This is a genomic window from Pseudomonas sp. Irchel 3A7, assembly GCF_900187565.1.
In the GTDB taxonomy this organism is placed as follows: domain Bacteria; phylum Pseudomonadota; class Gammaproteobacteria; order Pseudomonadales; family Pseudomonadaceae; genus Aquipseudomonas.
The window spans coordinates 146,400-171,403 of record NZ_FYED01000012.1; the positions used below are offsets into that span (position 1 = coordinate 146,400).

The 25,004-nt window shown below is 59.8% G+C and carries 21 protein-coding genes; 1 reads left to right on the forward strand and 20 read right to left on the reverse strand.

The window, feature by feature from the left end:
* Position 1 precedes the first annotated feature (1 nt).
* The 20 genes from fliG to CKW21_RS20510 all read right to left on the reverse strand — a co-directional run bounded on the left by fliG (position 2) and on the right by CKW21_RS20510 (position 23,747).
* Positions 2-1,021, reverse strand: coding sequence for a flagellar motor switch protein FliG (gene fliG / locus CKW21_RS20415; protein WP_095195723.1), 1,020 nt, complete (start codon positions 1,019-1,021; stop codon positions 2-4).
* Positions 1,014-2,801, reverse strand: a complete 1,788-nt coding sequence (fliF, locus tag CKW21_RS20420; protein ID WP_095195724.1) for a flagellar basal-body MS-ring/collar protein FliF — start codon at positions 2,799-2,801, stop codon at positions 1,014-1,016. The genes fliG and fliF overlap by 8 nt, the downstream gene beginning before the upstream one ends.
* Before the next feature lie 15 nt (positions 2,802-2,816).
* Positions 2,817-3,146, reverse strand: a complete 330-nt coding sequence (gene fliE, locus CKW21_RS20425; protein ID WP_075948896.1) for a flagellar hook-basal body complex protein FliE — start codon at positions 3,144-3,146, stop codon at positions 2,817-2,819.
* 272 nt (positions 3,147-3,418) lie between these two features.
* On the reverse strand, positions 3,419-4,810 hold the full coding sequence (gene fleR, locus CKW21_RS20430; RefSeq protein WP_095195725.1) for a sigma-54-dependent response regulator transcription factor FleR: 1,392 nt from the start codon (positions 4,808-4,810) through the stop codon (positions 3,419-3,421).
* Between the two features lie 5 nt (positions 4,811-4,815).
* Positions 4,816-6,021, reverse strand: coding sequence for an ATP-binding protein (locus tag CKW21_RS20435; RefSeq protein ID WP_218274052.1), 1,206 nt, complete (start codon positions 6,019-6,021; stop codon positions 4,816-4,818).
* Positions 6,022-6,149: 128 nt separating this feature from the next.
* On the reverse strand, positions 6,150-7,625 hold the full coding sequence (locus tag CKW21_RS20440) for a sigma-54 dependent transcriptional regulator (RefSeq protein WP_077045767.1): 1,476 nt from the start codon (positions 7,623-7,625) through the stop codon (positions 6,150-6,152).
* Positions 7,626-7,797: 172 nt separating this feature from the next.
* Entirely contained in the window at positions 7,798-8,094 is a 297-nt protein-coding gene (gene fliT / locus CKW21_RS20445; protein WP_095195815.1) for a flagellar protein FliT, read from the reverse strand.
* Between the two features lie 17 nt (positions 8,095-8,111).
* Entirely contained in the window at positions 8,112-8,507 is a 396-nt protein-coding gene (fliS, locus tag CKW21_RS20450; protein ID WP_095195727.1) for a flagellar export chaperone FliS, read from the reverse strand.
* 155 nt (positions 8,508-8,662) lie between these two features.
* Positions 8,663-10,048, reverse strand: coding sequence for a flagellar filament capping protein FliD (fliD, locus tag CKW21_RS20455; protein ID WP_095195728.1), 1,386 nt, complete (start codon positions 10,046-10,048; stop codon positions 8,663-8,665).
* A gap of 81 nt (positions 10,049-10,129) precedes the next feature.
* Positions 10,130-10,480: a flagellar protein FlaG gene (locus CKW21_RS20460; protein WP_095195729.1), complete on the reverse strand. Its 351-nt coding sequence runs from the start codon at positions 10,478-10,480 to the stop codon at positions 10,130-10,132.
* A gap of 74 nt (positions 10,481-10,554) precedes the next feature.
* Positions 10,555-12,000, reverse strand: coding sequence for a flagellin (locus CKW21_RS20465; protein WP_095195730.1), 1,446 nt, complete (start codon positions 11,998-12,000; stop codon positions 10,555-10,557).
* Between the two features lie 243 nt (positions 12,001-12,243).
* Complete coding sequence (locus tag CKW21_RS20470) at positions 12,244-13,173, reverse strand: ketoacyl-ACP synthase III (RefSeq protein ID WP_095195731.1); 930 nt, start codon at positions 13,171-13,173, stop codon at positions 12,244-12,246.
* A gap of 313 nt (positions 13,174-13,486) precedes the next feature.
* Complete coding sequence (locus CKW21_RS20475; RefSeq protein WP_095195732.1) at positions 13,487-15,079, reverse strand: flagellar hook-associated protein 3; 1,593 nt, start codon at positions 15,077-15,079, stop codon at positions 13,487-13,489.
* 13 nt (positions 15,080-15,092) lie between these two features.
* Complete coding sequence (gene flgK, locus CKW21_RS20480) at positions 15,093-17,102, reverse strand: flagellar hook-associated protein FlgK (protein ID WP_095195733.1); 2,010 nt, start codon at positions 17,100-17,102, stop codon at positions 15,093-15,095.
* 23 nt (positions 17,103-17,125) lie between these two features.
* The gene (gene flgJ / locus CKW21_RS20485) at positions 17,126-18,418 is read right to left on the reverse strand and encodes a flagellar assembly peptidoglycan hydrolase FlgJ (protein WP_095195734.1); all 1,293 of its coding nucleotides are present in this window, start codon (positions 18,416-18,418) and stop codon (positions 17,126-17,128) included.
* A gap of 11 nt (positions 18,419-18,429) precedes the next feature.
* A complete protein-coding gene (locus CKW21_RS20490; protein ID WP_095195735.1) occupies positions 18,430-19,539 on the reverse strand; it encodes a flagellar basal body P-ring protein FlgI in 1,110 nt (369 codons plus the stop codon).
* Positions 19,540-19,557: 18 nt separating this feature from the next.
* A complete protein-coding gene (gene flgH, locus CKW21_RS20495; protein ID WP_095195736.1) occupies positions 19,558-20,253 on the reverse strand; it encodes a flagellar basal body L-ring protein FlgH in 696 nt (231 codons plus the stop codon).
* Between the two features lie 52 nt (positions 20,254-20,305).
* Positions 20,306-21,091, reverse strand: coding sequence for a flagellar basal-body rod protein FlgG (flgG, locus tag CKW21_RS20500; RefSeq protein ID WP_008055493.1), 786 nt, complete (start codon positions 21,089-21,091; stop codon positions 20,306-20,308).
* A gap of 45 nt (positions 21,092-21,136) precedes the next feature.
* On the reverse strand, positions 21,137-21,877 hold the full coding sequence (locus CKW21_RS20505) for a flagellar basal body rod protein FlgF (RefSeq protein ID WP_095195737.1): 741 nt from the start codon (positions 21,875-21,877) through the stop codon (positions 21,137-21,139).
* Positions 21,878-22,187: 310 nt separating this feature from the next.
* On the reverse strand, positions 22,188-23,747 hold the full coding sequence (locus tag CKW21_RS20510; protein WP_095195738.1) for a sigma-54-dependent transcriptional regulator: 1,560 nt from the start codon (positions 23,745-23,747) through the stop codon (positions 22,188-22,190).
* Positions 23,748-24,118: 371 nt separating this feature from the next.
* Here CKW21_RS20510 and phhA point away from each other — a divergent pair, with 371 nt between their 5' ends.
* Positions 24,119-24,910: a phenylalanine 4-monooxygenase gene (gene phhA / locus CKW21_RS20515; RefSeq protein WP_095195739.1), complete on the forward strand. Its 792-nt coding sequence runs from the start codon at positions 24,119-24,121 to the stop codon at positions 24,908-24,910.
* Positions 24,911-25,004: the final 94 nt, after the last annotated feature.

Consider the following 25,004-nt stretch of genomic DNA (forward strand, 5'->3'; position numbering starts at 1 on the left):
GTTAGATCATTTCCTCGCCGCCCTTGCCGCCGAGAACGATTTCTCCGGCTTCGGCCATACGGCGGGCGATGGTGAGGATTTCCTTCTGCGCGGTTTCCACGTCGCTGACGCGTACCGGGCCCTTGGCTTCGAGGTCGTCGCGCAACAGTTCGGCGGCACGCTTGGACATGTTCTTGAAGATCTTCTCTTTGACGTTTTCGTCCGAGCCCTTGAGGGCCAGCACCAGCACGTCGGAGGACACCTCGCGGAGCAGCGCCTGGATACCGCGGTCGTCGACATCGGCCAGGTTGTTGAACACGAACATGAGGTCTTCGATCTGACCGGACAGGTCTTCGTCGACTTCGCGGATCGAGTCCATGAGCTGACCTTCGATGGAGCTGTCGAGGAAGTTCATGATGTCGGCCGCGCGCTTGATGCCGCCCAGGGTGGTGCGCGAGGCATTCGAGTTGCCGGAGAACTGCTTCTCGAGAATCTGGTTGAGTTCTTTGAGCGCCGCCGGCTGCACGGTGTTCAGCGAAGAGACCCGCAGAATGATGTCCAGCCGGACCTTGTGATCGAAGTTGCCGAGGACTTCACCGGCCTGGTCCGGATCGAGATACGCCACCACGATCGCCTGGATCTGCGGGTGCTCGTAGCGGATCACGTCAGCGACCGCGCGCGGTTCCATCCACTTCAGGCTGTCGAGGCCACTGGTGTTGCCACCCAGCAGGATACGGTCGATCAGGCCGTTGGCCTTGTCTTCGCCCAGGGCCTGGGTGAGCATTTTGCGCACGTAGTCGTCGGAGCCGACACCCAGGCTGGTCTGGTCGCCGACGATGTCGACGAACTCGCTCATCACCTGCTCGACCTGCTCGCGGTGCACGTTACCCATCTGGGCCATGGCCACGCCCACACGCTGGACCTCCTTGGGTCCCATGTGGCGCAGCACCTGGGCAGCGTCGGTAGAACCCAGGGACAGCAACAGGATCGCGGCTTTGTCGACCTTGGTCAGTTTGGCGGCAACGGCTCGGTTATCACTCATCTGCGTTAATCCACTCTTTCACGACCTGAGCCACACGACCCGGGTCTTCTGCCACCAGACTCTTGATTGCGTTCAACTGTGCGTCATAGCCTTCACTCGGGCTCGGCAGCAGGATGCTGGTCGGGCCGCCGAGGCTGACACGGTCGTTGGCCAATTCACCGTCCAGGCCGCCCATGCCACCCAACTCGACGTCGCTGCCAATGCCGGCCAGCTGCTTGTCCTTGCCGCCACCGGTGATGTTGTTGAGCACCGGACGCAGCACGCCGAACACCAGCACCAGAATGAACAAGACACCCAGCACTTGCTTGACGATGTCCCAGAACCACGGCTGGGAGTAGAACGGAATGTCGGCAATCACTTCCCCGCGATCAGCGGAGAACGGCATGTTGATCACGCTGACACTGTCGCCACGGCTGGCGTCGAAACCGACCGCATCCTGGACCAAACGTGTGAAGCGCGCCAACTCATCGGCCGTCCACGGCGCGCGGGTGGTTTCGCCATTGGCCGGGTTGACCTTGACCTGGTCATCCACCACCACCGACACCGACAGGCGATTCAATCGACCCTGCTGCTGCTTGGTGTGGCTGATGGAACGGTCGAGTTCGAAGTTCTTGGTCGATTGTTGACGCTTGTCCGCCGGGTACGGCGCCAGCATCGGCTGACCGGTGGCCGGGTCCATGATTTGCTGACCATTGGCATCGATCAGTGGCTGGCCTGGCTGCACCATGCCCGCCGCTGCGGTGGCGCCGCCGGTGGTTTGCGGCGCGGATGCCGGCGACGGTGGCTGGTTGCTCAGGGCACCCGGCACACCTTGCGGACCATTGCTGGCGGTACGTTGTTCGTTGACCGACTGCTCGCTGCGCAACGCCGGTTGATCCGGATTGAACTGCTCGGAGGTCGACTCGACTGCACTGAAGTCCACATCCGCGGACACTTCAGCCTTGTAGCGATCGTTGCCCAGCACCGGTTGCAGGATGTTGTGCACACGCTGGGTGAGCATGCTTTCCATGCGACGGCTGTAGTCGAATTGCTTGCCGGCCATGGTCAGTTCGGAGTTTTCCGCCTGATCCGAGAGCAGGTTGCCCTTCTGGTCGACCACGGTGATCTGCGATTTGCTGAGTTCGGGAACGCTGGTCGCCACCAGATTGACGATGGCCACGACCTGGCCCGGCTCCAGCGAGCGACCGGAATAGAGTTCAACCAGAACCGACGCGCTCGGCTTGCGCTCATCGCGCACGAACACCGAACTCTTCGGAATCGCCAGGTGCACGCGGGCACCCTTGACGTTGTTCAGGCTGGAGATGGTGCGGGCCAGTTCGCCTTCGAGGCCACGACGGTAGCGGGTAGCCTCCATGAACTGGCTGGTACCCAGGCCCTGGTCCTTGTCGAGAATTTCGAAACCGATGTTGCCGTCGCTGGGAGTGACACCAGCGCCGGCCAGTTTCAGGCGCGCACGGGACAGGTCTTCGGCCTTGACCAGCAAGGCACCGGAGTTGGGTTCAACGGTATAGGGAATATCGGCGGCACCCAGGGTATCCATGACCTGCTTGGCGTCCATACCGGCAAGGCTGCCGTACAGCGGACGGTAGTCCGGCTGCTGGGACCACAACACCACGGCAAAACCAATCGCCACGCTCGCGGCCAGGCCGACCAACAGGCCCACCTGACGCAACATGGTCATCTCGGAGAGGTTTTCCAGGAAGGACAACCCGAACAGCGGCGGCTTGCCGTCTATGGGTGTGGCCTTGGCCGGAACATTATCGGCGACTGCTTCTGCCATGACTCAATCTCGTCCTTAAACCGGCATCTGCATGATGTCTTGGTAGGCCTGAACCAACTTGTTACGCACTTGGGTCAACGCCTGAAACGACACGCTGGCCTTCTGTGAGGAAATCATTACGTCCGTCAGGTCGACGCCGCTCTTGCCGATCTCGAAGGCACTGGCCAATTGACCGGCAGCCTGCTGGGTGTCGTTCACTTTATTGACGGCCTGACCGAGCATGTCGGAAAAGCTGCTGCCATTCAGTTCAGGGACGGCGGCAGTCGATTTCGGCGCAGACATGGCGTCCATTTGCATGGCGCGCATATCCAGCATCAACCGATTGAATTCAATACCTTGGCTCATGGTTTCTCTCTTTGACGCGTCGTTGGCGACCCGCAATTTTTTGACACTCACTCGGCGGGTAGTGAGGTGTTAGCAACAAGGGTGCCAGCTCGGCGACCACTCTGAACAAAAGCCCTACCCAGCCTCGCCTTAACCTTCAATGGTCGCAAAACCTTTGTGGGAGCGAGCCTGCTCGCGAAGGGGTGGTGTCAGTCAACATCTACATATCTGTCACACCGCCTTCGCGAGCAGGCTCGCTCCCACATTTAGATCGGTGTTGCGTCCGTCAACTTTCAGGTGGCGAACAGATAGGCTTCCACATCCATCCCCGCATCACGCATTTGCGCCAGCTTGTAGCGCAAGGTACGCGGGCTGATGCCAAGCTTTTCCGCCGCTTCCTTGCGCCGGCCACGCTCCGTGCGCAAGGTATCGATGATCATCTGGAACTCGCGCCGGCGCAGGTCGTCGCCCAGCGCCCCGGCGGATTCAGCCTCGACCTCCACGGCGCGTACCGGCGTGGTCGTCGGCATCGAAACTGGCAGAGGCGCGCAGGCGACCGGTCCGGTCAGGCAGAAGTCCTGAGGCTGGATCAAACCACCTTGTTGCAGGATCAGTGCGCGCTGAATCGCGTTATCCAGTTCGCGCACATTCCCAGGCCAGGGGTAACCGATCAGGCACGCCTGAGCTTCGGGCGACAATCGCGCCGCGGCATGCTTCATTTTATTGACGTGCTTGGCCAGCAGGCGCTCGGCCAGCGGCAGGATGTCGGCGGTACGCTCGCGCAGCGGACGCCACGCCAGCGGAAACACAGACAGGCGATAGTAAAGGTCTTCACGGAAGCGCCCCGCCGCCACTTCTGCGGCCAGGTCACGGTTGGTGGTTGCAACCACGCGAATGTCCAGGGTGATCGGCTTGCGCGCGCCAACCCGCTCGACCTCGCGCTCCTGCAGCACACGCAGTAATTTGGCTTGCAGACCCAGGGGCATTTCGGAAATTTCATCGAGCAGGATGGTCCCGCCATCGGCTTGCTCGAACTTGCCCGCTTGCGCTGCAATAGCACCGGTGAACGAACCTTTCTCGTGACCAAACAGCGTGGCTTCCAGCATGTTGTCCGGGATCGCCGCACAGTTGATCGCAATGAACGGCTGGCCGGCACGATGGGAGTGCTGGTGAATGTAGCGCGCCAGCACCTCCTTGCCCGTCCCGGACTCGCCGGAGATCAACACCGTGGAATCACTGCGCGCCACGCGCGCGGCCAGCTCCAGCAGTTGCGCACTGGCCGGCTCGAAGGCGACCGGCCCTTCGCTGTCGGTGGTACCGAGACTGCCCAGGGCATGTCGCGCGACCAGATCGAGCAAGGCCTTGGGCTCGAACGGCTTGACCAGATAATCCGCCGCGCCCTGACGCATCGCATCCACCGCTCGCTCCACGGCACCGTGAGCGGTCATCAGCAACACCGGCAGTTGCGGCTGACGTGTGCGCAGCAGGCCAAGCAGCTGATGACCATCCATGCCCGGCATGTTGACGTCGCTGACCACCAGGCTGAACGCCTCGGCGTCGACGGCAGCCAAGGCCTCTTCTGCCGACCCCACGGCCTTGTAATCATGGCCGGCGAGCAACAGCGTATCGGCCAGTGCTTCGCGTAATGCACGGTCATCCTCGACCAGTAGAACCTTGATACTCATAACCTTCACTCCGCTCCCTGAGCGCTGGTTTTTTCAGCAGAAAAAAGCGGCAGAATCACCTGCGCACAGGTACCGCGACCCAGGCGCGAGCGCAATTGCAATTCGCCCTGATGGGCACGGGCCACAGCCTTGACCACGGTCAGGCCCAGGCCGGTTCCGGTTGCCTTGGTGGTGAAAAACGGCTCGCCGAGGCGCTCCAGCACGGCGCGGTCGATACCGCTGCCGCTGTCGCTGACGCACACGCGCAATTGGCTGTCGCGGCTATACAGATGGACCTTCAGGCGCACGTCACCGGCGCTGGCTTGTATGGCGTTTTCGATGAGATTGAGCAGCGCCCCGACCAGGGTGTCGCGACTGCACAGCAGTTCACCGGCATGACTGTCGCATTGCCAGCGAATCGGCATGTCCTGCACATGAGTCAGTGCGGCTGCCTGCAATGATTGCAAAAGCTGCTTGGGGGTTACGCGGTCGGTCAAAGGCAATTCGCCGCGGGCGAACACCAGCATGTCACGTACCTGATGCTCCAGCTCATGCAAGCGCTCCTTGAGGCGCCCGGCGAAACGCTGCTGGGTCTCGACCGGCAATTGCTGCTCGGTCAAATGACTGGCATAGAGCAACGCGGCGGACAAGGGGGTGCGAATCTGATGGGCCAGCGACGCCACCATGCGACCCAGGGAAGACAGACGCTCGTGACGGGCCAGTTGATCCTGCAGGTGCCGGGTTTCAGTCAGGTCATTGAGCAACACCAGTTGACCGGGTTCGGCATCCAGCGAGCGCGTGGCGATCGACAGGCGTCGACCGTCCTTGAGGGAGACTTCATGACCGTCGTCTTCACGAGGGGCAAAACAGCGCGTAATGACGTGACGCCACAATTCGCCTTCGAGCGGCAGGCCGAGCAGCTCGCAAGCCGCCGGATTGGCTTCGCGCACGATGCCTTGGGCGTCGATGACGATGACGCCACCGGGCAACAGGTCGAGAAGGTTTTGCAGACGATTGGCCAGGCGCTCTTTTTCCGCCAGTTCCTGCATGCGCTGTGCACTCACCACCGCCAGCTCGCCCTTGAGCTCGGTAACCCGGGCTTCGAGCATGCTGTAGGAACTGGTCAACTGGCTGGACATCTGGTTGAACAGGGCGAAAGCCTGCTCGAGGCCAAGCCGGCTTGCCTGCTCTACGGACGACGGTTGCCCCAGGGTTTCTGGAGCAGGAGACATCTGGGCGGCTTGGGGCATCGTGCACTCTCGCTTGGCTGACCGTCAGTGAAACGGAACGTTGCGAGGGGTGTAGCAATACCCGTGCCTAAAAAAAACCGCTTATAAATGAAGAACTTGAAAAACAGGCGTCAATCATCCGCCTGTTCATCTCCATCACGACGGCTCATGCCGTACTTGCGCATTTTCTCCACCAGCGTGGTGCGGCGGATGCGCAACCGTTCGGCTGCGCGCGCGACGATGCCGTTGGCATCATCCAGCGCCTGCTGGATCAGCCCCTGCTCCAGGCCACCGAGGTAGTCCTTCAGGTCCAGGCCTTCCGGCGGCAGCATGGCGTTGGCAGTGAAGTCCGGCGTATGACCATTGATGGCCACGCGCTCTTCAAGATCGCTGCGCAGACTGTCGACCATTTGCTCGTCTTCGTCGTCGACGTAGCGGAATTTCTTCGGCAGTTCGACCACGCCGATCACCCCGTACGGGTGCATGATCGCCATGCGCTCCACCAGGTTCGCCAGCTCGCGGACGTTACCGGGCCAGCCGTGACGGCACAGGGACATGATGGCCGCGGAGTTGAAGCGGATCGAACCACGTTTCTCGTGCTCCATGCGCGAGATCAGCTCGTTCATCAGCAACGGAATGTCCTCGACACGCTCGCGCAGCGGCGCCATCTCGATCGGGAACACGTTCAAGCGGTAGTACAGGTCTTCGCGGAAGGTGCCGATCTCGATCATGCTTTCGAGATTCTTGTGCGTCGCTGCAATGATGCGCACATCGACACTCTGGGTCTTGTTGCTGCCCACGCGCTCGAAGGTGCGTTCCTGCAACACGCGCAGCAGCTTGACCTGCATCGGCAGTGGCATGTCACCGATTTCATCGAGGAACAGCGTGCCGCCATTGGCCAGTTCGAAACGCCCGGCGCGACTGGTGATCGCCCCGGTAAAGGCGCCCTTCTCGTGACCGAACAATTCGCTTTCCAGCAGCTCGGCCGGGATCGCCCCACAGTTCACGGGTACGAACGGCGCTTCACGGCGCTTGGAATGGTAATGCAGGTTACGCGCAACCACTTCCTTGCCAGTCCCCGACTCACCGAGGATCAGCACGCTGGCGTCGGTGTCGGCGACCTGCTGCATCATCTGGCGGACGTGCTGGATCGCCCGGCTGGTGCCGACGAGGCTGCGGAAAAGATTGGGTTCGCGATGACGACCGCGCTCGCGGGCCTGGTCGTACATTTCGCGGTAGACCTGGGCACGGTGCAGCGAATCGAGCAACTTGCTGTAGCTGGGCGGCATTTCGAGCGTGGAAAGCACCCGGCGACGCTGGTCCTCCGGCAGGTCAATGGAAGAATTATCGCCCATTAACAAAACCGGAAGGAACTCATCCCATGTCGAGAGTGTCTTTAGCAAGCCCAGAAGCGCACCAGGAGCATTGACCGTCCCGATCAGGACACAGATTACTTCTCGACTAGACGATAAAGAGCCGACAGCCTGCTGCCAGTCGTGGCTACCGCAGGGTAAATTTTCTTCGCCGAGAAAATTTAAAATCACCGCCAGGTCGCGGCGGCGGACGCTATCGTCATCTATCAGCAGAATTTTGGTTTCACGCCACATGCAATAGCAACTTCCCTAGTCAACTCAATGCCCAAAATGCTGGGGCAAGCTAAACGCTTGCAGGCACGGTCATGCCTGAAGACGACTGAAATCTGGAACAGCCACTAGTTAAGTCAAAAAACCGTGCACAGTCAAATTTATGGCGCACTATGTTTGGATTAACTGGCGTCAATTAACCAAACAGATGGTAAACCTTTGCCGCGTTTTGCGCTTGGTTGATCTGCGACATCTCGTCGACTATCGCCTGACGCTCGCCCATGGTCGCGGTCAACAGCTCTTTATAGACGGCCAGCAGCCCTTCCAGATTAGTCCGCAGCGCTTCTTCATCGATCGGTGCCTCACTGAGCACCTCGTCGACGCATTCGCGACAGGTCGTATCCAGCTCACCGATGGCATCCCAGTTGCGCGCCGCCAGGGCGTCGACCAGGGCCTCGCGGGTTTCTTCTATGCGTCGCAGTGCTTGACTCATGATGTCATCCTCGGCCATCAGGCCTGTGGGCTGGCTATTGCATCCCAACCGCTTTTCAGGGTCTCGAGCAGACCCGATACTTCGTCGATGATTTCGACCTTGTTGTCGCGATTGGCTTCCATCAGACGCGTCATCATATAGGCGTACAAATTGTCGAGCTGTTGCAGCGAAGCCGGATCGTCGGTTTTTTCCGGGTTCAAACCGTCGCGCAGGCCGATGATGATGTCCACGGCCTTGCCCATCATCAACCCCTTGAGTGCGATATCGCCCCGCTCCATGGCGCCCTTGGCCTGGGCCATGCGATCCAACCCACCCTCCATCAGCAGTTGCACCAGGCGATGGGGGTTGGCTTCAGAGATCTGGGCATGGGAATTGACCTTCTGATATTGGCGAAGGGCTCTCATGGGGTTCATGTTTCTACCTCGTGACAGACAACAGCTGGAATTAGGAGTGCTCTGATCTTTATGTCGACTGGTCGACACATAACTTTAACGCAGACCCGCCACCCATGAAAAAACCCAGGCACTGTCATGACAGACTGCCTGGGTTTTTTTATGCCTGATCCGGATCAGTCGGACTTCGGATTGTTCAACGCATTGAGCGTGGTCATGATGCTGTCGCTCTGCGCCCGCAGCTTGGCCACCAGGGAGTCCATGGCGGTGTACTTGGCGGTCAGGCTCGCTTGCAGGCTGACCATCCGCGCATCGAGGGAATCCTGCTGCTTCTTCAGGTCGTTCAGGCTATCGGTCAGGCTGGCCGAGCGCGCAGCAAACACGCCGGTCTTGCTCAGGGCAAAGCTGTCCGTGGCTTTTTTCATGCGCGCCAGCAAGCCGGTATCACCGCTGAAAATGCCATTGATGTCGGCGGCATTGGTCTGCGCTGCGGCGTCGAACAACTTGTCGTCGATCGACAGCAACCCGGTCTTCTGGTCGGTCTTGACGCCGAATTGAGCAAGCGACTTCATCTGACCGGTTCCACCCATCGCGTTCAGCTCGGTGCGCACCGCCGACAGCAGGGAACGCAGCGAGGCATCCCCAGTGAGGGCACCCGACGTCACCGTACCATTGGCATTGGTGGTCACCTGGGTCTCGGTGTTGGCCGCTTTGATCAGGGCGTTGTACGTATCGACAAAGCCCTTTACCGACGACTTCAGTGTCGAACTGTTCGCAGAAACGGTAATGGTTGCCGGCGTTGCCGCACCACCACCAGACGGCACGGGAGAAACCCCTGTCAGCTTGACGGTAATGCCGCTGACCGCATCAGCAATGGTGTTGGACTTGGATTCCATCACCACGCCATCGAGGGTGTACTTGGCATTCTGTGGCGTAGCGAGGACCGAGGTGCCGGTTTCCAGGCCGGAGCTACCGGACAGGGTCAGATCCGAACCGACGCCGGTGGTGGTCGAGGTCAGCACCATCCGAGAACCATTGGCATCGGTCAGGATGTTGGCACTCAACCCCTTATTGGCATACTGAGAGTTGATCGAGTCCCGCACCTGCTGCAAGGTCGCCCCCGCAGGAACGCTGACGTCAAAGGTGTCGGAGCCCTGCTTGATGGTCAGCGTGCTGGGTACGGAACCCGCGTTGACCACCGAAGAAGCGCCACCGGCAAAGACCTTGGTCGAGATTTTCGACGCGGTCGCCAACTGGGTGACCAGCAACGAAAAACTGCCTGCAGCCGCGCCGGCTCCAGTGGTCACGGTGGCGACTTTTTCGTCAGAGGACGAGCCGCTCAGGCCACTGAAACTGGAGGCTGTCTTCATGTTATCCAGCGCACCACGGAAGGCATCCAGCGCCGCCTGGATTTTGCCGATAGACGACAGCGAGGTGGTTGCTTTCAGCGTCTGGTTGTTGATCTGCGTCTGTTTCGGCGCCCTTTCGGAATCGACCAAAGACTTCACGATCGACTGGGTATCGATGTTCGAACCAATACCGCTAACCGTTGTACCCGCCATCATCTCTCTCCTTATCCAGTGGCTGCCGACTTCTTGACTAAGTGCGTCTTAATCGGTGACAGCAACAAAATTCATGCCAGTTCAGACTTTGTCGTCAAACAACAAACTACTGGCGTCCGACAGGCTTTGCGCCAGTTTCAACGCGGTTTCCGAAGGGATCTGGCGAATCACGTCACCGGTATCGGTGGCAATGACCTTGACCACGACCCGGCCGGTGGAATCATCAATCGAAAAATCCAGATTGCGCTGCGCAGCCTGGACAAACTCCTGAATATCGGTGACAGCTTTTTCCAGGTCGTCGCGCTTGGGCTCGGATTTCGAGACCGATACGACTTCGGCCCTGGACTGCTCCTGCTTGTCAGTGACATTCGGCGTCGCGCCCTGAGGGGCAACGGCGGGATAGGACTGGTTCAACTTGACGCTCATGTCCATGCCTGATCTCCTCATCATGAAAAAGACAAAAGGGCGCGTAAACGCGCCCTTCCGTCAGTCATCAAAGCGCAGGATTAACCCAGCAGCTTCAGTACAGCCGATGGCAGCTGGTTGGCCTGGGACAGGATCGCGGTGGAAGCCTGTTGCAGGGTTTGTTGCTTGGTCAGCTGAGCAGTTTCGGCCGCGAAGTCAACGTCCTGGATCACGCCACGAGCAGCAGTGGAGTTGTCCGAGATGCTGCGCAGGTTCGACACGGTGCTGTCGAAACGGTTTTGTACCGCACCGAGGTCAGCACGCTGGGAGTCGATGTTGGCAATGGCCTGGGTGATCACGTCAACAGCGTTTTGCGCGTTGGTAGCAGTGGTCACGTCAGTGTTGCTGACAACGGTTTTGGCCGAGCTGACGGTAGTACCGGCAGCCACGAACAGACCGGTAGCACCAGCGCCGTTCAGCGAGTAGCTGTTGGTGGAGTTCAGGGAAACAGCACCCGTCACTTGCAGAGCAGCGGCGGTAGCGGCAACACCGGCACCGAAGTTACCAGCACCATCTTTTGCAGCAACAGTGATACCAGCCTGTGCACTGGCGTCAGCGCCGGCGAAGATGATGTTCTCACCGGTGTCGGATTTGATTTCCAGGTTGTTGGTAGTGGCGTTGAAGTTAACGCTGATGCCCAGTTTGGCAGCGTTGGACTTCAGTTGGTCAGCCAGACCAGCGGTGTCGGTTACACCAACCAGGTTGACCGCAGTACCCGAACCTACCTGGATGGAGAAGTTCGCGGTGCCTGGAGCAGCACCGGTGATGGCTGCGGTGTTGACGCCGAATTTCACTTCAGTGCTGGCAGTAGCCGACAGGCCGCCGATAGCGCCGTTCATCTGAGCAGCGGTAGCTTTGGCCGACTGACCGGTAACGGTAGTGATAGTAGCGGTTTGGCCGCCACCGGTGATTGCGATTGCACCACCAGTCACACCGGCTGCGCTTGGCGCGATGGCCACGGATTTCAGCTGCTGGGAACCGATGTTGTTAGCCGATACGTCGCCCAGAGTCATGTTGATGGTCTGGTTGGCGTTGGCGCCGACTTGGAAAGCGGTAGTACCGAAAGAACCGTCCAGCAGGTTACGACCACCGAAAGTAGTGGTGGTAGCGATACGGGTCAGCTCGGAAGTCAGAGCTGCGTATTCAGCGTTGTTCGACTTACGGTCTTCAGCGCTTGGCGAGCCGTTCGCGGAAGCCAGAGCCAGGGTACGCATTTTCTGCAGGATGTTGGTGGATTCTTGCATCGCGCCTTCAGCAGTTTGCGCGATGGAGATACCGTCACCGGCGTTCTTGATGGCAGTCTGCAGGCCGTTGATCTGGCTGGTCAGACGGTTGGAAATTTGCAGGCCGGCCGCATCGTCTTTAGCGCTGTTGATACGCAGGCCGGAAGACAGACGTTGCATCGAAGTTTGCAGGGCGTCGGACGAGCGGGTCAGGTTCTTCTGAACGCTCAAAGATGCAATGTTAGTGTTTACAGTTAAAGCCATGACGAAATCCTCGTTGGATGGATACTGCGGCTTCCGGCCCTGACATCCGTCGGGTGTGGCCTAGAGAACCTACGTAATAGTTATCGTCGTGGCACTGGTTTGCTTGAGGGCTTTTTTTGATTTTTTTAGTGGCAGGGTGCCAGCCCTTTATTTTCAAGGCCTTGGAGCCAGAAAATCGGCGCCAGAAAACGCAAAACGCCCGGAAGCTTGCGTTTCCGGGCGTTTTTTATTGCAAGGATTCGATCAGCCGCGATAAAGAATCGCCGATCCCCACGACAGGCCTACACCGAAGCCACTGATGGCCACACGTGTCCACTTCGAATCGAACACATGGTTCTGCAACAGCAGCGGGATACTCGACGAGACCGTGTTACCGGTTTCGAGCATGTCCTTGACGAACTTCTCCGGCTCACCTTCTTCGAAGCGGCGCGCCACGGCATCGACAATGGCCGCGCTGCCCTGGTGAATGCAGAAGGCGTCGATATCGCTGGCCTGCAAGTGCGATTCGTCCAGCAGCTCATGCAAATGCGCCGGGACTTTGAGCAAGGCAAAGTTGAACACCTGGCGGCCGTTCATGAAGAACACCCCGTCGGTGACCTTCAGGTGCGGCGCGCCGGAACCGTCGGTGCCGAACTTCGATTTGCCCAGTTGCCAGATCGGGTCTTCACCCATCCAGGTTGCGGTCGCGGCATCGCCGAACAGCATGGTGGTGTTGCGGTCTTCCGGGTCGACGATCTTCGAATAAGGATCGGCGGTGATCAGCAGGCCGTTTTTCAGCCCCGCCGCTTCCATGAAGCCTTTGATCGCGTAGATGCCGTAGACATAACCGGAGCAGCCCAGGGAAATATCGAAAGCGGCGACATGGGTCGGCAGACCCAGCTTGTCCTGAACGATTGCGGCGGTGTGCGGCAAACCTTCTTCATCACCGTTCTGGGTGACGACGATCAGGCAGTCGATGGCTTCACGCTTGAGTTCGGGACTGGCGGCGAACAGCGCATTGGCTGCTTCGACACACAGGTCGGAAGTTTCCTGATCGGCATCCATGCGCGGCAAAAATGCCGAACCGATCTTGCCAAGGATGAAGGTTTCGTCCTTGTCGAACTTTGCACCCTGGGCGTAGTTATCAACCCCGGCTGTCGGCACGTAACTCGCTATATTTTTTATGCCAATCATTATGGCTTCCCAATAATAAACAGCTGAACATCGCCGCTCGCTGAATCGAGGGCGTCTACAGTCGGGGCCAGGCCCCCAGAAGAAGCAACGTCGGGACTCAAGGTATCACCTTGAACAACCCTCCCACCTTCACCGCCCGCAGACAGGATACAGTGAAGATGCGCGTTTTGACTGACGGGTCACTCAGAGATCGGTGCTTTATTTGATTTTGTGGCCAGGATCGCCCCCCGCCCGGCTTCACTTCATTCAAAAAAAAGGCAAAAAAAAGCCAGCCCCCTATTACAGGGACTGGCCGCGAGCGGTCAAGACCGACTCAAAGCTTGTTGAACAGGCTCAACTGGGAAACCTTGGCGAACGCCAGTTGCGCGGCCTGCAGCATGGTCTGCTGCAGTGTCAGGCGCGTCAGCACTTCCGCCGGGTCGATATCCCTGATACCACTCGATGTCGATTCGTTGATCAAGCCGGTACTCGTATTCTGATCTCGCTGCATGTCCATCACATTGCCCCGGGCACCGATCGCACCACGCGCCAGGTCGACCTGGTTCTTGGAGTTGTTCAGGTTGGCAATGGACGAAGCGACCGTGTCTTCCAGAAAACGTTGGGCAGCGGGATTGCCCTGGGTCGGCGCGTCGAGCGCCGTACGCAGCTGGCTGATGGTGTCGAGCACGTTCTGGGTCTGGTGGGTGTTGACCGCGATGTCGAACTGATCACCTGCCGCCGGAGTCGGGGGCGTGCCACCGAGGGTAAAGCTGACACCCGCCGCTGTCGCCACGCCAGCCACCACGGTCCCGGTGGTTACCGGCGTGCTGCCGCTGGTCAATGGACGGGCGTAGAGTTCGAAAGTACCGGGACCGGTGAACTTCAGAACCGCTCCGCCTTCGGGGAAAAAGCTCTGGTAGTCGGCGGCGTTGGTCACCGCCGTCTGGCTGATGATCGCCGTCGAGGTGTTGCTCGGGGCGCGGTTGCTGACGAAGCTGTCGGGCTTGGCCGTGAGCTGGAAGCTGTGACCGGCGATCACCGCGTCGGCACTGGCGGAGTCAGCTGGGTTGTCGCCCGGCTGGAAGGTGATATCCAGCTTGAACGTCACGCCACGGAAGTTGATATCGGAACCGCCCTTGGCATTCGGGTCGAACTTGCCGGACTGCGTCGATTCAGCCGTCACGTCATTGCCCAGCGCATCAGTGATCACATACTGGGTGCTGCTGGTGAACGACAGGGTGTAAGGCTGGCCCTGGCGGAAGCTCGCATCGAAGGCCGGACCGGAGTTGACCAGCCCGGGCGACAAGGCCACACGCCCGTCATCCACCGCCGGCGCAGTCATGGTGGTCGAACTGCGGGCCGCGTTGATTGCCTGCTGGAATACCTCCCAACCGGTATCGTTCAAGCCCAGCGACATCGAGTCACCGATCTTCAACTCCAGTTGGGTCTGGTCACCCTGATAACTGTAGGTGCCGTCGCTGTTGCGCACAAAAGGCTGGGTGTTGTTGCTGGCACCGGAGAAGATGTACTTGCCGTTGGCGTCCTTGCTGTTCATCAAGGTCAGCAATTGTTCTTCGGATTGCTTGAGCTCCGCCGCAATGGATTTACGGTCATCGTCGTTCAACGAACCGCCACCGGCGCGCACTGCCAACTCGCTGACTTTCTGCAGCACGTTGTTGATGCTGTCCAGCACGCTTTCTTCCTGCGCCTGAGCCGTGTTCAACGCGTTGATGTTGCTGGTGTACTGGCCCAACATGGCTTTTTGCTGTTCCAGTTGCAGCAGCCGTGCGGCTCCGACCGGATCATCCGCGGCCGTCGTGAGCTTAAGGTTGCTGCTGGCCTGCTCGGCGGTCTTCATCACATTGTTGAGGTTGCGAGAATAGTTGGCAGCCGTGGTCGCGTAATACTGTGCTGTAGAAATGCGCATGTTCTACGGCTCCTTAAAGGGCATTGATCAGAGTGCTGAAAATTTCCTGCGCAGTCTTGATGATCTGCGAAGAGGCCGTGTAGTACTGCTGGTACTTGGTCAGGTTGCCCGCCTCTTCATCGAGGTCGACACCCGACAGCGAGTCACGGGCGTTTCGTGCACCGGTCATGATGGTGTCCGTGGCCGTGGCATCCAGCTGCCCCTGCCTGGTCAAGGAACCCACGGTCGTGACCAGGCCACCGTACGCGTCGGTAAAACTCACGCCCGGGCTGGTGGCACTGGCGCCGACCGTGGCCTTCGATTGCAGCCCGAGCAGTGCCTGGGCGTTGCGGTTGTCGGTACTGCTGGCCGACGTCATGCCGATGTTGAAGCTGTCACCCGCCGCCGGGCTGCCGCTGACAGTCATCGCCACATTGAAAGTCTTGGCGTTGCCGCCGGCATCGGTGTAAGGCACCGCAATATTCAGATCGTTGTTCTGCCCAGGCACGATGCTGCCGGTGCCAAGACTGGTGCCTTTGGCATCGAATACTTCATAGGCAGTGGCACTGGTCATCAGCATCCGGACCGGCATCGCAGCCTTGACTGCCGTTTGCACTTCAAGACGCTGGACCGGATCGTAGATATCCAGAAGGGTGCTGAGGGTCGGCTGACTGACAGCACCGGTGCCGTCATTGCCCGAGGCCTTGGTCGAGGTCAACGGCGCCGCCGTGGCCAGGGTCTTGGTGTCAGTCATGACCGTGGCCATGTCCGCGGCAGAACTGCGGGTCGGGGTGATCTTGAACGTGTCGCCGGCGGCGACCGGACCGGCGTTCAGGCTCAAAGTGAAACCGTCGATGACCGGTTCCGGCGTCGCGCCCAGGGTGAAACTGCCCATGTCGGTGTTATCCGACAGGCGACGCACGCTGTAGCCCGTGGCGCTGGTGAAGGTCACCTGATAATCGCTGGCCGCCAGCTTGCTGGTGTCCTTGATGGTCACGTTCAGGTTGCCGGACGCCGGGTTGTTATTGGCGCTGGCAATACTGCGCTGGCTGATGGCGGCCAGGCTGTTGATGTTATTAAACAGTGCCGCGCCGAAATTGCCGTTCTGGTCCAGGCCCTGGCCCAACTGTTTGTTGACCTGATCGGCCACGACCATGGCGATGCGCCCCAGGCCATTGACCGCCGGTGTCAGCACTTCATTGCGATAACGTATCAAGCCGCCCATCTCGCCGCCGCTCATCACGCTGGTGATGTCGACCGACGAACCGTTGCGATCCATGATGATCGAGGAACGGGTCGGGTCGGTGGCGTCCGGGGCCACGCGCAATTTATTGACGACATCGCCGACCACCAGCGGCTGGCCACTGCCCAGATAGATATCGAGCCGGCCTTCGGTTTCGGTGACCTGCGTGCCGATCAGCTCGTTGAGCTGGCGCACGGTTTCGTTGCGCTGGTCCAGCAGCTCGTTGGGCGTACCGCCCGAACCGCTGACTTCGGCGATTTTCTTGTTGTACGCAGCAACGGTGGACGCCAGTTTGTTGACCTGGTCGGCCATCGAACCCAACTGATCGTTGATGTAGGTGTTTTGCTGCGTCAATTGCTGGGAGATGGCATTGAAGCGGCTGCTCAAGCCCTGGGCATTGGTCAGCAACGCCTGACGCGCGGCATTGTCATTGGAGTTGCCGGCCAGGGTTTGCAAGGACGTGAAAAACGCCTGCAATGACTTGGTCACGCCGGTGCCGCTGTCGGACAACAGCTTGTCGACCTGGGTGGCCTGGCCGAGATAGGCCTGCGCATCACTGTTGAGCGAAGTCGTGGTCTGCAACTGTGCATCGAGGTAGCTGTTGTACACCCGACGCACATCGGCCAGCGTGGTGCCGGTGCCGATGAACACATTGCCGTACTGAATAGAACTTTTGCTGTTCTGCACAGTTTGCTGGCGCGAGTACCCGACGGTATCGACGTTGGAAATGTTATTACCGGTAGTCACCAACGATGCGTGGCTAGCGGCCAAACCCGACATTCCGATGTTGAGTAAACTCATGGTTCAGACCTTATACCTTGTGTCTATAGAGGCGTCGTGGAAGCGCCCGCCGCGGCGTAGTTCTGGTAGCTCGTCATTTGCCGGGCTATCTGCGAAATCTTGCTTGCGTAGTTCGGGTCGGTTGCGTAACCGGCCTTTTGCAGCTCACGTACAAACTGTTCCGGGTTATCGGCCGACTTCACGACATCTTGATAGCGATTGTTGGATTGCAACAACGTCACGAGGTCGTGGAAGCTGTCTTTGTAAGAGGCGTAGGAACGGAACTCGGCCGTCTCCTTGACCATCTCGCCATTCCTGAACTCGCTGGTGATCGCCCGCGCCGAATCGCCCTTCCAGCTGCTGCCTGTCTTGATGCCGAACAGGTTGTGACTGCTGCTGCCATCCTGGGCGCGCATGACCGATTTGCCCCAACCGGTTTCCAGTGCGGCCTGAGCCACCAGGTAACGCGGATCGACGCCGATGCGGTCGGCGGCTTCCTTGGCCATCGGCAGCATGGTGTTGACGAATGCGTCGGCGGAGCTGAAAGCTTTCTTCGCCGGCGCCAAAGGAATCTGGGCAATGGCGCGTCCATGAATCTGCAGGCCGCCGTTGGCAGAGGCTTGTGCATTCGCCAGCCAGTCGCCGTTGAACAGCGGACCCGCACCGGTAGGCGTGGCGCGCTCTGGCAATTGAGTTTTGCTGGCTGTCGCGACAGTCGCGGCGGCAGTCGTCGTGGCGGAAGGCACCAGGCCTGCCAGCAAGCGATCGGCCAGTTTCGGCGGCAAAGCCAGGCGACGCTGATTGATCAGTGCCATGTCATTGCGATGCGCGCCCTCGCCGCTCGGCGCACTGACCGAACGCGAAGCCCACAACGGACGTTCGCCATTGACCCGCGACAACGGCCCGTTGATCGCCACCGTACCGGCGGCCACCGGCGTTTGCGCGGCGGCCTTGGCGGCCTCTTGCTTGGCGGCGGACAGCGTTGCCGCTTCGCCCGGCGCCAGCGGTTTGTTCTTCGACATCTGGCGCATCAGCACGTCCGCCAACCCGATACCACCGCCTTCACGGGACATGGAAACGGCCAATTGCTGGTCGTACATTTCCTGGTATTGCTTGGCCTCCGCGGTGTTCATCGGATTGTCCTTGCCCAGCGCTTCGGTGGCCGAGCGCATGGACTTGAGCATCTCGCCGAGGAACAGCGATTCGAATTCCTGCGCGACCTTGCGCATGTTCGCGTCACTGTTCTTGTCGCCGACCTTGAGCTGATTCAGGCGGTTCAGGTCGGAAAAGGCGCCCGAATCGCTACTGCTCACACGACCGCTCTTGTACATGTCCATGGTCGCCGTCCTCAGATCACGATCAGGTCGGCTTGCAAGGCGCCGGCCTGTTTCAAGGCTTCGAGGATGGCCATCAAGTCACCCGGCGCCGCGCCGACCTGGTTCACCGCACGGACGATTTCGTCGAGGGTGGTGCCCGGGCCGAACTTGAACATCGGCTTGGCTTCCTGCTGGGCGTTGACCCGCGAGCGCGGCACGACCGCCGTCTGACCATTGGACAACGGGCCGGGCTGGCTGACGATCGGGTCTTCGGTGATGGTCACGGTCAGGCTGCCGTGGGTGACAGCGGCTGGGGAAACCTTGACGTTCTGCCCGATCACGATGGTGCCGGTACGGGAGTTGATGATGACTTTCGCCACCGCCTGGCCCGGATCGATCTCGAGGTTTTCGAGGATCGACAGGTAGTCGACACGCTGGCTCGGGTCCAGTGGCGCGGTGACACGAATCGAACCGCCGTCGATGGCCTGGGCCACGCCAGGGCCGAGCATGTCATTGATCTTGTCGACGATGCGCTTGGCCGTGGTGAAGTCGGAACGGTTGAGGTTCAGGGTCAGGCTGTTGCCCTGGTTGAAACCGCTCGGCACCGCCCGCTCGACCGACGCACCGCCAGGGATGCGACCGGCCGACGGAACGTTGACAGTGATCTTCGAACCGTCGCGGCCTTCGGCATCGAAACCGCCGACCACCAGGTTGCCCTGAGCCACGGCGTAGACGTTGCCGTCGATACCCTTGAGCGGCGTCAACAACAACGTACCGCCGCGCAGGCTCTTGGAGTTACCGATGGACGAAACGGTAATGTCGACCTGCTGCCCCGGCTTGGCGAACGGCGGCAGATCGGCACTGATCGACACCGCGGCGACGTTCTTCAACTGCACGTTGCCCGAACCCGGCGGCACCTTGATGCCGAACTGCGAGAGCATGTTGTTGAAGGTCTGCAGGGTGAATGGCGTCTGGGTCGTCTGGTCGCCGGTGCCGTTAAGCCCGACCACCAGGCCGTAACCGATCAATTGGTTGGAGCGCACGCCGGAAATGCTGGCGATGTCCTTCAGGCGCTCGGCTTGAACGTTGAAGGCTGCCGACATCATCAGGGCAGCAACGATGAGACTTCTGAAGTTCAACATGCTCAACTGGAAAGCCACCTAGAAAGGGAACAGCGGGCTGAGAAAGAAACGGTCGAACCAGCCTGGCTGACTCGCATCGGCAAACGAACCGGTGCCCGAATAGGTGATGCGTGCATCGGCGACGCGGGTCGACGACACGGTGTTGTCGGTGGCGATGTCATCGGCGCGAACCAGGCCGGCAATCCGTACCAGCTCATCACCGGTATTGAGCGTCAGCCACTTCTCGCCGCGCACGGCAATGATGCCGTTGGGCAAGACATCGGCGACGGTCACGGTGATCGAACCGGTCAGGCTGTTGCCCTGCCCGGCCTTGCTGTCACCCTTGGTCGCGCGGTCGCCTTCATAACTGGCACTCAGGCTCAGGTCGTTGCTACCGAACGGGTTGTTGGTGGTGGCGCTGCTACCGAACAGCGAGGTCAGGCCGATGCCGGTCTTGCTGGTCTTGTCGATTTGCGAGTTGGCGTTTTTGCTGGCCTGGGTCTTCTCGTTCAGGGTGATGGTGATGATGTCACCGACCCGGAACGCCTTGCGGTCTGTGTAAAGATTCTGTTCGAACCCGGCCTGATAGATCGAGCCGTTGTTCGCCGCAGCCGGCAGCGGCGTGCGCGGCAACACCGGGGCGTAGTAAGGGTCATTGGGCTTGGGCGTCACAGGTACGCAGCCTGCGAGCGCGGTGATCCCACTCAGTGCCAGAACAGAGACGAAGCGTTTCATGACCCTACCTCACGGTGTTGCAGGCGACCTCATGGCCGCCTCATAGACTTGATTACAGATTCTGCGTTACGAACGAGAGCATCTGGTCGGCGGTGGAGATCACCTTGGAGTTCATCTCGTACGCGCGCTGAGTGGTGATCATGTTGACCATCTCCTCAACGGTACTGACGTTGGAGGTTTCCAGGGTGTTCTGCAGCGTGGTACCGAAACCCGCCAGGCCCGGTGTGCCGACTTGTGGCGCACCACTGGCAGCGGTTTCCAGGAACAGGTTGTTACCCACCGCTTGCAAGCCGGCCGGGTTGATGAAGTCGGCGGTTTGCAGGTTGCCGATCACCTGGGAAGCCGGGTTGCCGGCCACGGTGATGGACACGGTGCCGTCTTTACCCACGGTGAAGGTCTGGGCGTCGTTCGGAATGACAATCGCCGGCTCCAGGGCGAAGCCGCTGGCGTTGACGATCTGGCCGTTGGAGTCCAGGTGGAACGTACCGTCGCGGGTGTAGGACGTGGTGCCGTCCGGTTGCAGGATCTGGAAGAAACCGCGACCGTCGATGGCCATGTCCAGCGGCTGCTCGGTGGTTTGCAGGCTACCGGCGTTGAAGTTTTTCTGGGTGCCGACGATGCGCACACCGGTACCCAGTTGCAGACCCGACGGCAGTTCGCTGTCCTGGGTCGACTGGGCGCCTGGCTGACGCTTGATCTGGTAGAGCAGGTCCTGGAACTCGGCGCGGTCACGTTTGAAACCCGTGGTCGACACGTTGGCCAGGTTGTTGGAAATGGTGGTCAGGTTGGTGTCCTGGGCGGACAGACCGGTTTTGGCAACCCATAGAGCCGGAAGCATTCGATTCTCCTCGTGCGCCTGTTTTACGGCGCGACGTTCTGATAATTAGCTGATCTGCAAGACCCGAGCCATGGCCTGGTCGTCTTCTTTGGCGGTGTTCATCATCTTGATGTGCAGCTCGAACTGCTTGGACAAGGCCAGCACCGAGGTCATCTCGTCCACGGCATTGACGTTGCTCGACTCAAGGAAACCCGACACCAGTTTGACGTTGGCATCGGCTTGCGCAGGCGCGCCATCCTTGGTGTGGATCGAACCGTCCAGGCCCTTGGTCATGTTCTTGATGTCCGGGTTGACCAGCTTGATGCGGTCGACTTCCGCCATGACGCGGGGACCTTCCCCCATCGCACGAATGCTGATGGTGCCGTCCTCGCCTACTTCGATCTGCTGCTCGGGCGGCACGGCAATCGGACCGCCATTGCCGATCACCGGCATGCCATTGCCGGCGCGCAAAACCCCCAGGGCGTCAACCACCAGGCTGCCGGTGCGCACGTAGCTTTCACCGCCGTCAGGGTTCTGCACCGCCAGCCAGCCGTTGCCTTGCACGGCGACATCGAGGTCGCGGCCGGTTTCCACCAAGGCACCCGGAGAGAAGTCGGTGGCCGGGCGTTCGGACATCGCAAAGGCACGCGCCGGAAAGCTGTCACCGAACACCGGCATCGAACGCGCCTGCTCCAGGTCTTTCTGGAAGCCGTTGGTAGAGATGTTCGCCAGGTTGTTGGCATGAGCCTTTTGCGCCAGTGCATTCTGGCTGGCGCCGGTCATTGCCACATAAAGGTACTTGTCCACAATCTATCCTCTGCCTGCCGGACGTTTGCCGCCCACTGCTGTACTGATGAGCCATAAGCAATTTGCAGACCAACTTGTTTTTTGCAGCGCGAGGCCCGGCAAACAAAGGACTTGAGGGAATTTGAGGGGATCAGGAGGAATGTGTCAGAGACGAAAAACCGGCGGTGGCATGCCGGAAGGTGGCAAGGCTTGGCCTTGGGCAGTGGCCAACTCCGCCTTCGCGAGCAGGCTCGCTCCCACAGGGTTATCGATTCAAATGTGGGAGCGAGCCTGCTCGCGAAGAGGCCATCACAGGCGAAACAACTATCGGTTATGACTCGGTCTTACCGACCTCATACTCGCGCAACTTGTTGGCGATGGTGGTATGGGAAACCCCCAGCCGCTTACCCAATTGCCGACTGCTCGGATGCTCGGAATACAACCGCTCCAGCACCGCTTTCTCAAAGCGCCCGACAATCTCGTCCAGCCCGCCTTCCAGGGAAAAATCACCCAGCGGCTGACGCACGCCATAGTCCGGCAACCGAATGTGCTCAGCCTTGACCGTCCCGCCGTCGCACAGGGAAACCGCCTGGAACAGCACGTTTTCCAACTGCCGGACATTGCCCGGCCAATGGTAATGCGTAAGCCGATCCATGGCCGCCGGGGCCAGTTTGGGCAAGGGGCAACCGATCTGTCGGCTGGCCTGGTCGAGGAAGTGTTCCACCAGCGGCGGTAAACCGTCGAGGCATTCACGCAGCGGCGGGATGTGCAGCGACAACACGTTCAACCGGTGATACAGGTCCTGACGAAACTCACCGCGGGCGCACAACTCGGACAGATCGACCTGGGTCGCGCAGATCACCCGCACATCGAGATAAACCTCTTCATCGCTGCCGACACGCCGGAAGCAGCCATCCTGCAGGAAGCGCAGCAACTTCACCTGCAAGCGAGGACTCATTTCTCCGACACCGTCGAGAAACAGCGTACCGCCCGCCGTCAGTTCCAGCAGCCCGAGCTTGCCTTCGGCCCGCGCCCCTTCGAAGGCACCGGGGCCGTAGCCGAACAGTTCGGTCTCGGCCATGGATTCCGGCAGGCCGGCGCAGTTGAGCGCCATCAACGGCGATTGCCCGCGCGGGCTGGCCAAATGGCAGGCGCGCGCCAACAACTCTTTGCCGGTCCCGGTTTCCCCTTCTATTAATAGTGGCGCGTCGAGCGGGGCCATGCGCCGGGCTTCCCGCACCACCGCCGCCATCACTTTCGAGCTCTGAAAGATGCTGTCGAAACCGCGCAACTCCTGCTTGCGCACGTTGTAGATGCGCTCCCCAACCCGGTCGGCGCGATGCAGCGTCAGCACGGCACCGGCCATGGCTTCGCTGTCGTCATGTTCCGATTGCAGCGGCGCGATGTCGGCCAGAAACACGTCACCCTTGACCTTGACCCGCAGTCCGTTGATCCGTGATTTATTGGCGCGCACCAGTTCCGGCAAATCAAAGTCTTCGGCATACCGCGACAACGGAATCCCCGGCACTTCATCGACGCGCACACCCAGCAGCTGCGCCGCCGCCCGGTTGGCGGCAACGATGGAACCGCCCATGTCGATCGACAGCACCGGAAACTCCAGGGCCCCCAGCAACGCATTGAGTTCCATGTGCCGACGCTCGCTGGGCATCAGGCCTACACGCTTGACACCGAAGACTCCGGCAATCGCCTCGAATTTCGGACGCAATGCCTGGAATTGAATGTTGATCAGGTTCGGACAGTGCAGGTAGATCGCATTGCCGTGCTCACCGCCCACCTCACCGCGGGCGACGTTGATGCCGTATTCCACCAACAGATTGAGAATGTCGCGCAGGATGCCGATGCGGTTCTGGCAGTGGACTTTGATACGCATATAAATAGACCTGGTAGACGATGATTGACCTGTGGGAGCCAGCCTGCTGGCGATGGCGTCGCATCAGGTGAAGTTGATGTCGAATGACATACCGCTATCGCCAGCAGGCTGGCTCCCACAGGGTTAGTGCCCGACTTTTCTGATTCGGCGCTCAGATAGTCGTCAAGATTATGTGACAGTCAAACGGCTTTTCCCACCCGTCAATCGCAATACCTGCGCGACAGCCAGCGATACGTAACGAAAACTTTACGATTAACGCCGGGATTTCCCACGTGTGTCGCCTCTCTCCGGCTGCAAAACCGCAATTCATGGAGTATTTCTAGGTCCATAGCAGTACATAACAAGAACGAATCCCCTCGCAGGAGAGCAGCATGAAGCAGACGCAATACGTGGCTCGCGAGCCCGATGCGCAAGGTTTTATCGACTACACCGCCGAAGAGCATGCGGTGTGGAACACGCTGATCACTCGTCAACTGAAAGTGGTCGAAGGGCGTGCGTGCCAGGAATACCTGGACGGTATCGAAAAACTCGGTCTGCCCCACGACCGCATTCCGCAACTGGGCGAGATCAATAAGGTTCTCGGTGAAACCACCGGTTGGCAGGTCGCCCGCGTTCCCGCGCTGATCCCTTTCCAGACCTTTTTTGAATTGCTCGCCAGCAAGCAGTTTCCAGTGGCCACGTTCATTCGCACCCGCGAAGAACTGGATTACCTGCAAGAGCCGGACATTTTCCATGAGATCTTTGGCCACTGCCCGCTGCTGACCAACCCTTGGTTCGCCGAATTTACCCACACTTACGGCAAACTTGGCCTGCAGGCTTCCAAGGAAGAACGTGTGTACCTGGCGCGTCTGTACTGGATGACCATCGAGTTCGGCCTGCTCGACACCCCGCAAGGCCAGCGCATCTACGGTGGCGGCATCCTGTCTTCGCCGAAAGAAACCGTGTACTGCCTGTCGGACGAACCTGAGCATCAAGCGTTCGATCCGCTGGAATGCATGCGCACCCCATACCGCATCGACATTCTGCAACCCCTGTATTTCGTCTTGCCGAACCTCAAGCGCCTGTTCGACCTGGCCCACGAAGACATCATGGGCATGGTCAAGCAAGCCATGCAGATGGGTCTGCACGCGCCGAAATTTCCGCCAAAACCAAAAGCCGCCTGAACCGCTGCTTTTACGATCAAGTGAGTCTGTCAGAACGCCACGCTTTGCTTTAGCGTGGTCACACTGACAGCTGATTTCCATTTATTCGATTTCA

Excerpts from the sequence above, each read along its gene's own strand:
- fliG (WP_095195723.1), bottom strand. The coding sequence starts at position 1,021 with ATGAGTGATAACCGAGCCGTTGCCGCCAAACTGACCAAGGTCGACAAA.
- fliF (WP_095195724.1), bottom strand. The coding sequence starts at position 2,801 with ATGGCAGAAGCAGTCGCCGATAATGTTCCGGCCAAGGCCACACCCATA.
- fliE (WP_075948896.1), bottom strand. The coding sequence starts at position 3,146 with ATGAGCCAAGGTATTGAATTCAATCGGTTGATGCTGGATATGCGCGCC.
- fleR (WP_095195725.1), bottom strand. The coding sequence starts at position 4,810 with ATGAGTATCAAGGTTCTACTGGTCGAGGATGACCGTGCATTACGCGAA.
- CKW21_RS20435 (WP_218274052.1), bottom strand. The coding sequence starts at position 6,021 with ATGTCTCCTGCTCCAGAAACCCTGGGGCAACCGTCGTCCGTAGAGCAG.
- CKW21_RS20440 (WP_077045767.1), bottom strand. The coding sequence starts at position 7,625 with ATGTGGCGTGAAACCAAAATTCTGCTGATAGATGACGATAGCGTCCGC.
- fliT (WP_095195815.1), bottom strand. The coding sequence starts at position 8,094 with ATGAGTCAAGCACTGCGACGCATAGAAGAAACCCGCGAGGCCCTGGTC.
- fliS (WP_095195727.1), bottom strand. The coding sequence starts at position 8,507 with ATGAACCCCATGAGAGCCCTTCGCCAATATCAGAAGGTCAATTCCCAT.
- fliD (WP_095195728.1), bottom strand. The coding sequence starts at position 10,048 with ATGGCGGGTACAACGGTTAGCGGTATTGGTTCGAACATCGATACCCAG.
- CKW21_RS20460 (WP_095195729.1), bottom strand. The coding sequence starts at position 10,480 with ATGGACATGAGCGTCAAGTTGAACCAGTCCTATCCCGCCGTTGCCCCT.
- CKW21_RS20465 (WP_095195730.1), bottom strand. The coding sequence starts at position 12,000 with ATGGCTTTAACTGTAAACACTAACATTGCATCTTTGAGCGTTCAGAAG.
- CKW21_RS20470 (WP_095195731.1), bottom strand. The coding sequence starts at position 13,173 with ATGATTGGCATAAAAAATATAGCGAGTTACGTGCCGACAGCCGGGGTT.
- CKW21_RS20475 (WP_095195732.1), bottom strand. The coding sequence starts at position 15,079 with ATGCGCATTTCTACAGCACAGTATTACGCGACCACGGCTGCCAACTAT.
- flgK (WP_095195733.1), bottom strand. The coding sequence starts at position 17,102 with ATGAGTTTACTCAACATCGGAATGTCGGGTTTGGCCGCTAGCCACGCA.
- flgJ (WP_095195734.1), bottom strand. The coding sequence starts at position 18,418 with ATGGACATGTACAAGAGCGGTCGTGTGAGCAGTAGCGATTCGGGCGCC.
- CKW21_RS20490 (WP_095195735.1), bottom strand. The coding sequence starts at position 19,539 with ATGTTGAACTTCAGAAGTCTCATCGTTGCTGCCCTGATGATGTCGGCA.
- flgH (WP_095195736.1), bottom strand. The coding sequence starts at position 20,253 with ATGAAACGCTTCGTCTCTGTTCTGGCACTGAGTGGGATCACCGCGCTC.
- flgG (WP_008055493.1), bottom strand. The coding sequence starts at position 21,091 with ATGCTTCCGGCTCTATGGGTTGCCAAAACCGGTCTGTCCGCCCAGGAC.
- CKW21_RS20510 (WP_095195738.1), bottom strand. The coding sequence starts at position 23,747 with ATGCGTATCAAAGTCCACTGCCAGAACCGCATCGGCATCCTGCGCGAC.
- phhA (WP_095195739.1), top strand. The coding sequence starts at position 24,119 with ATGAAGCAGACGCAATACGTGGCTCGCGAGCCCGATGCGCAAGGTTTT.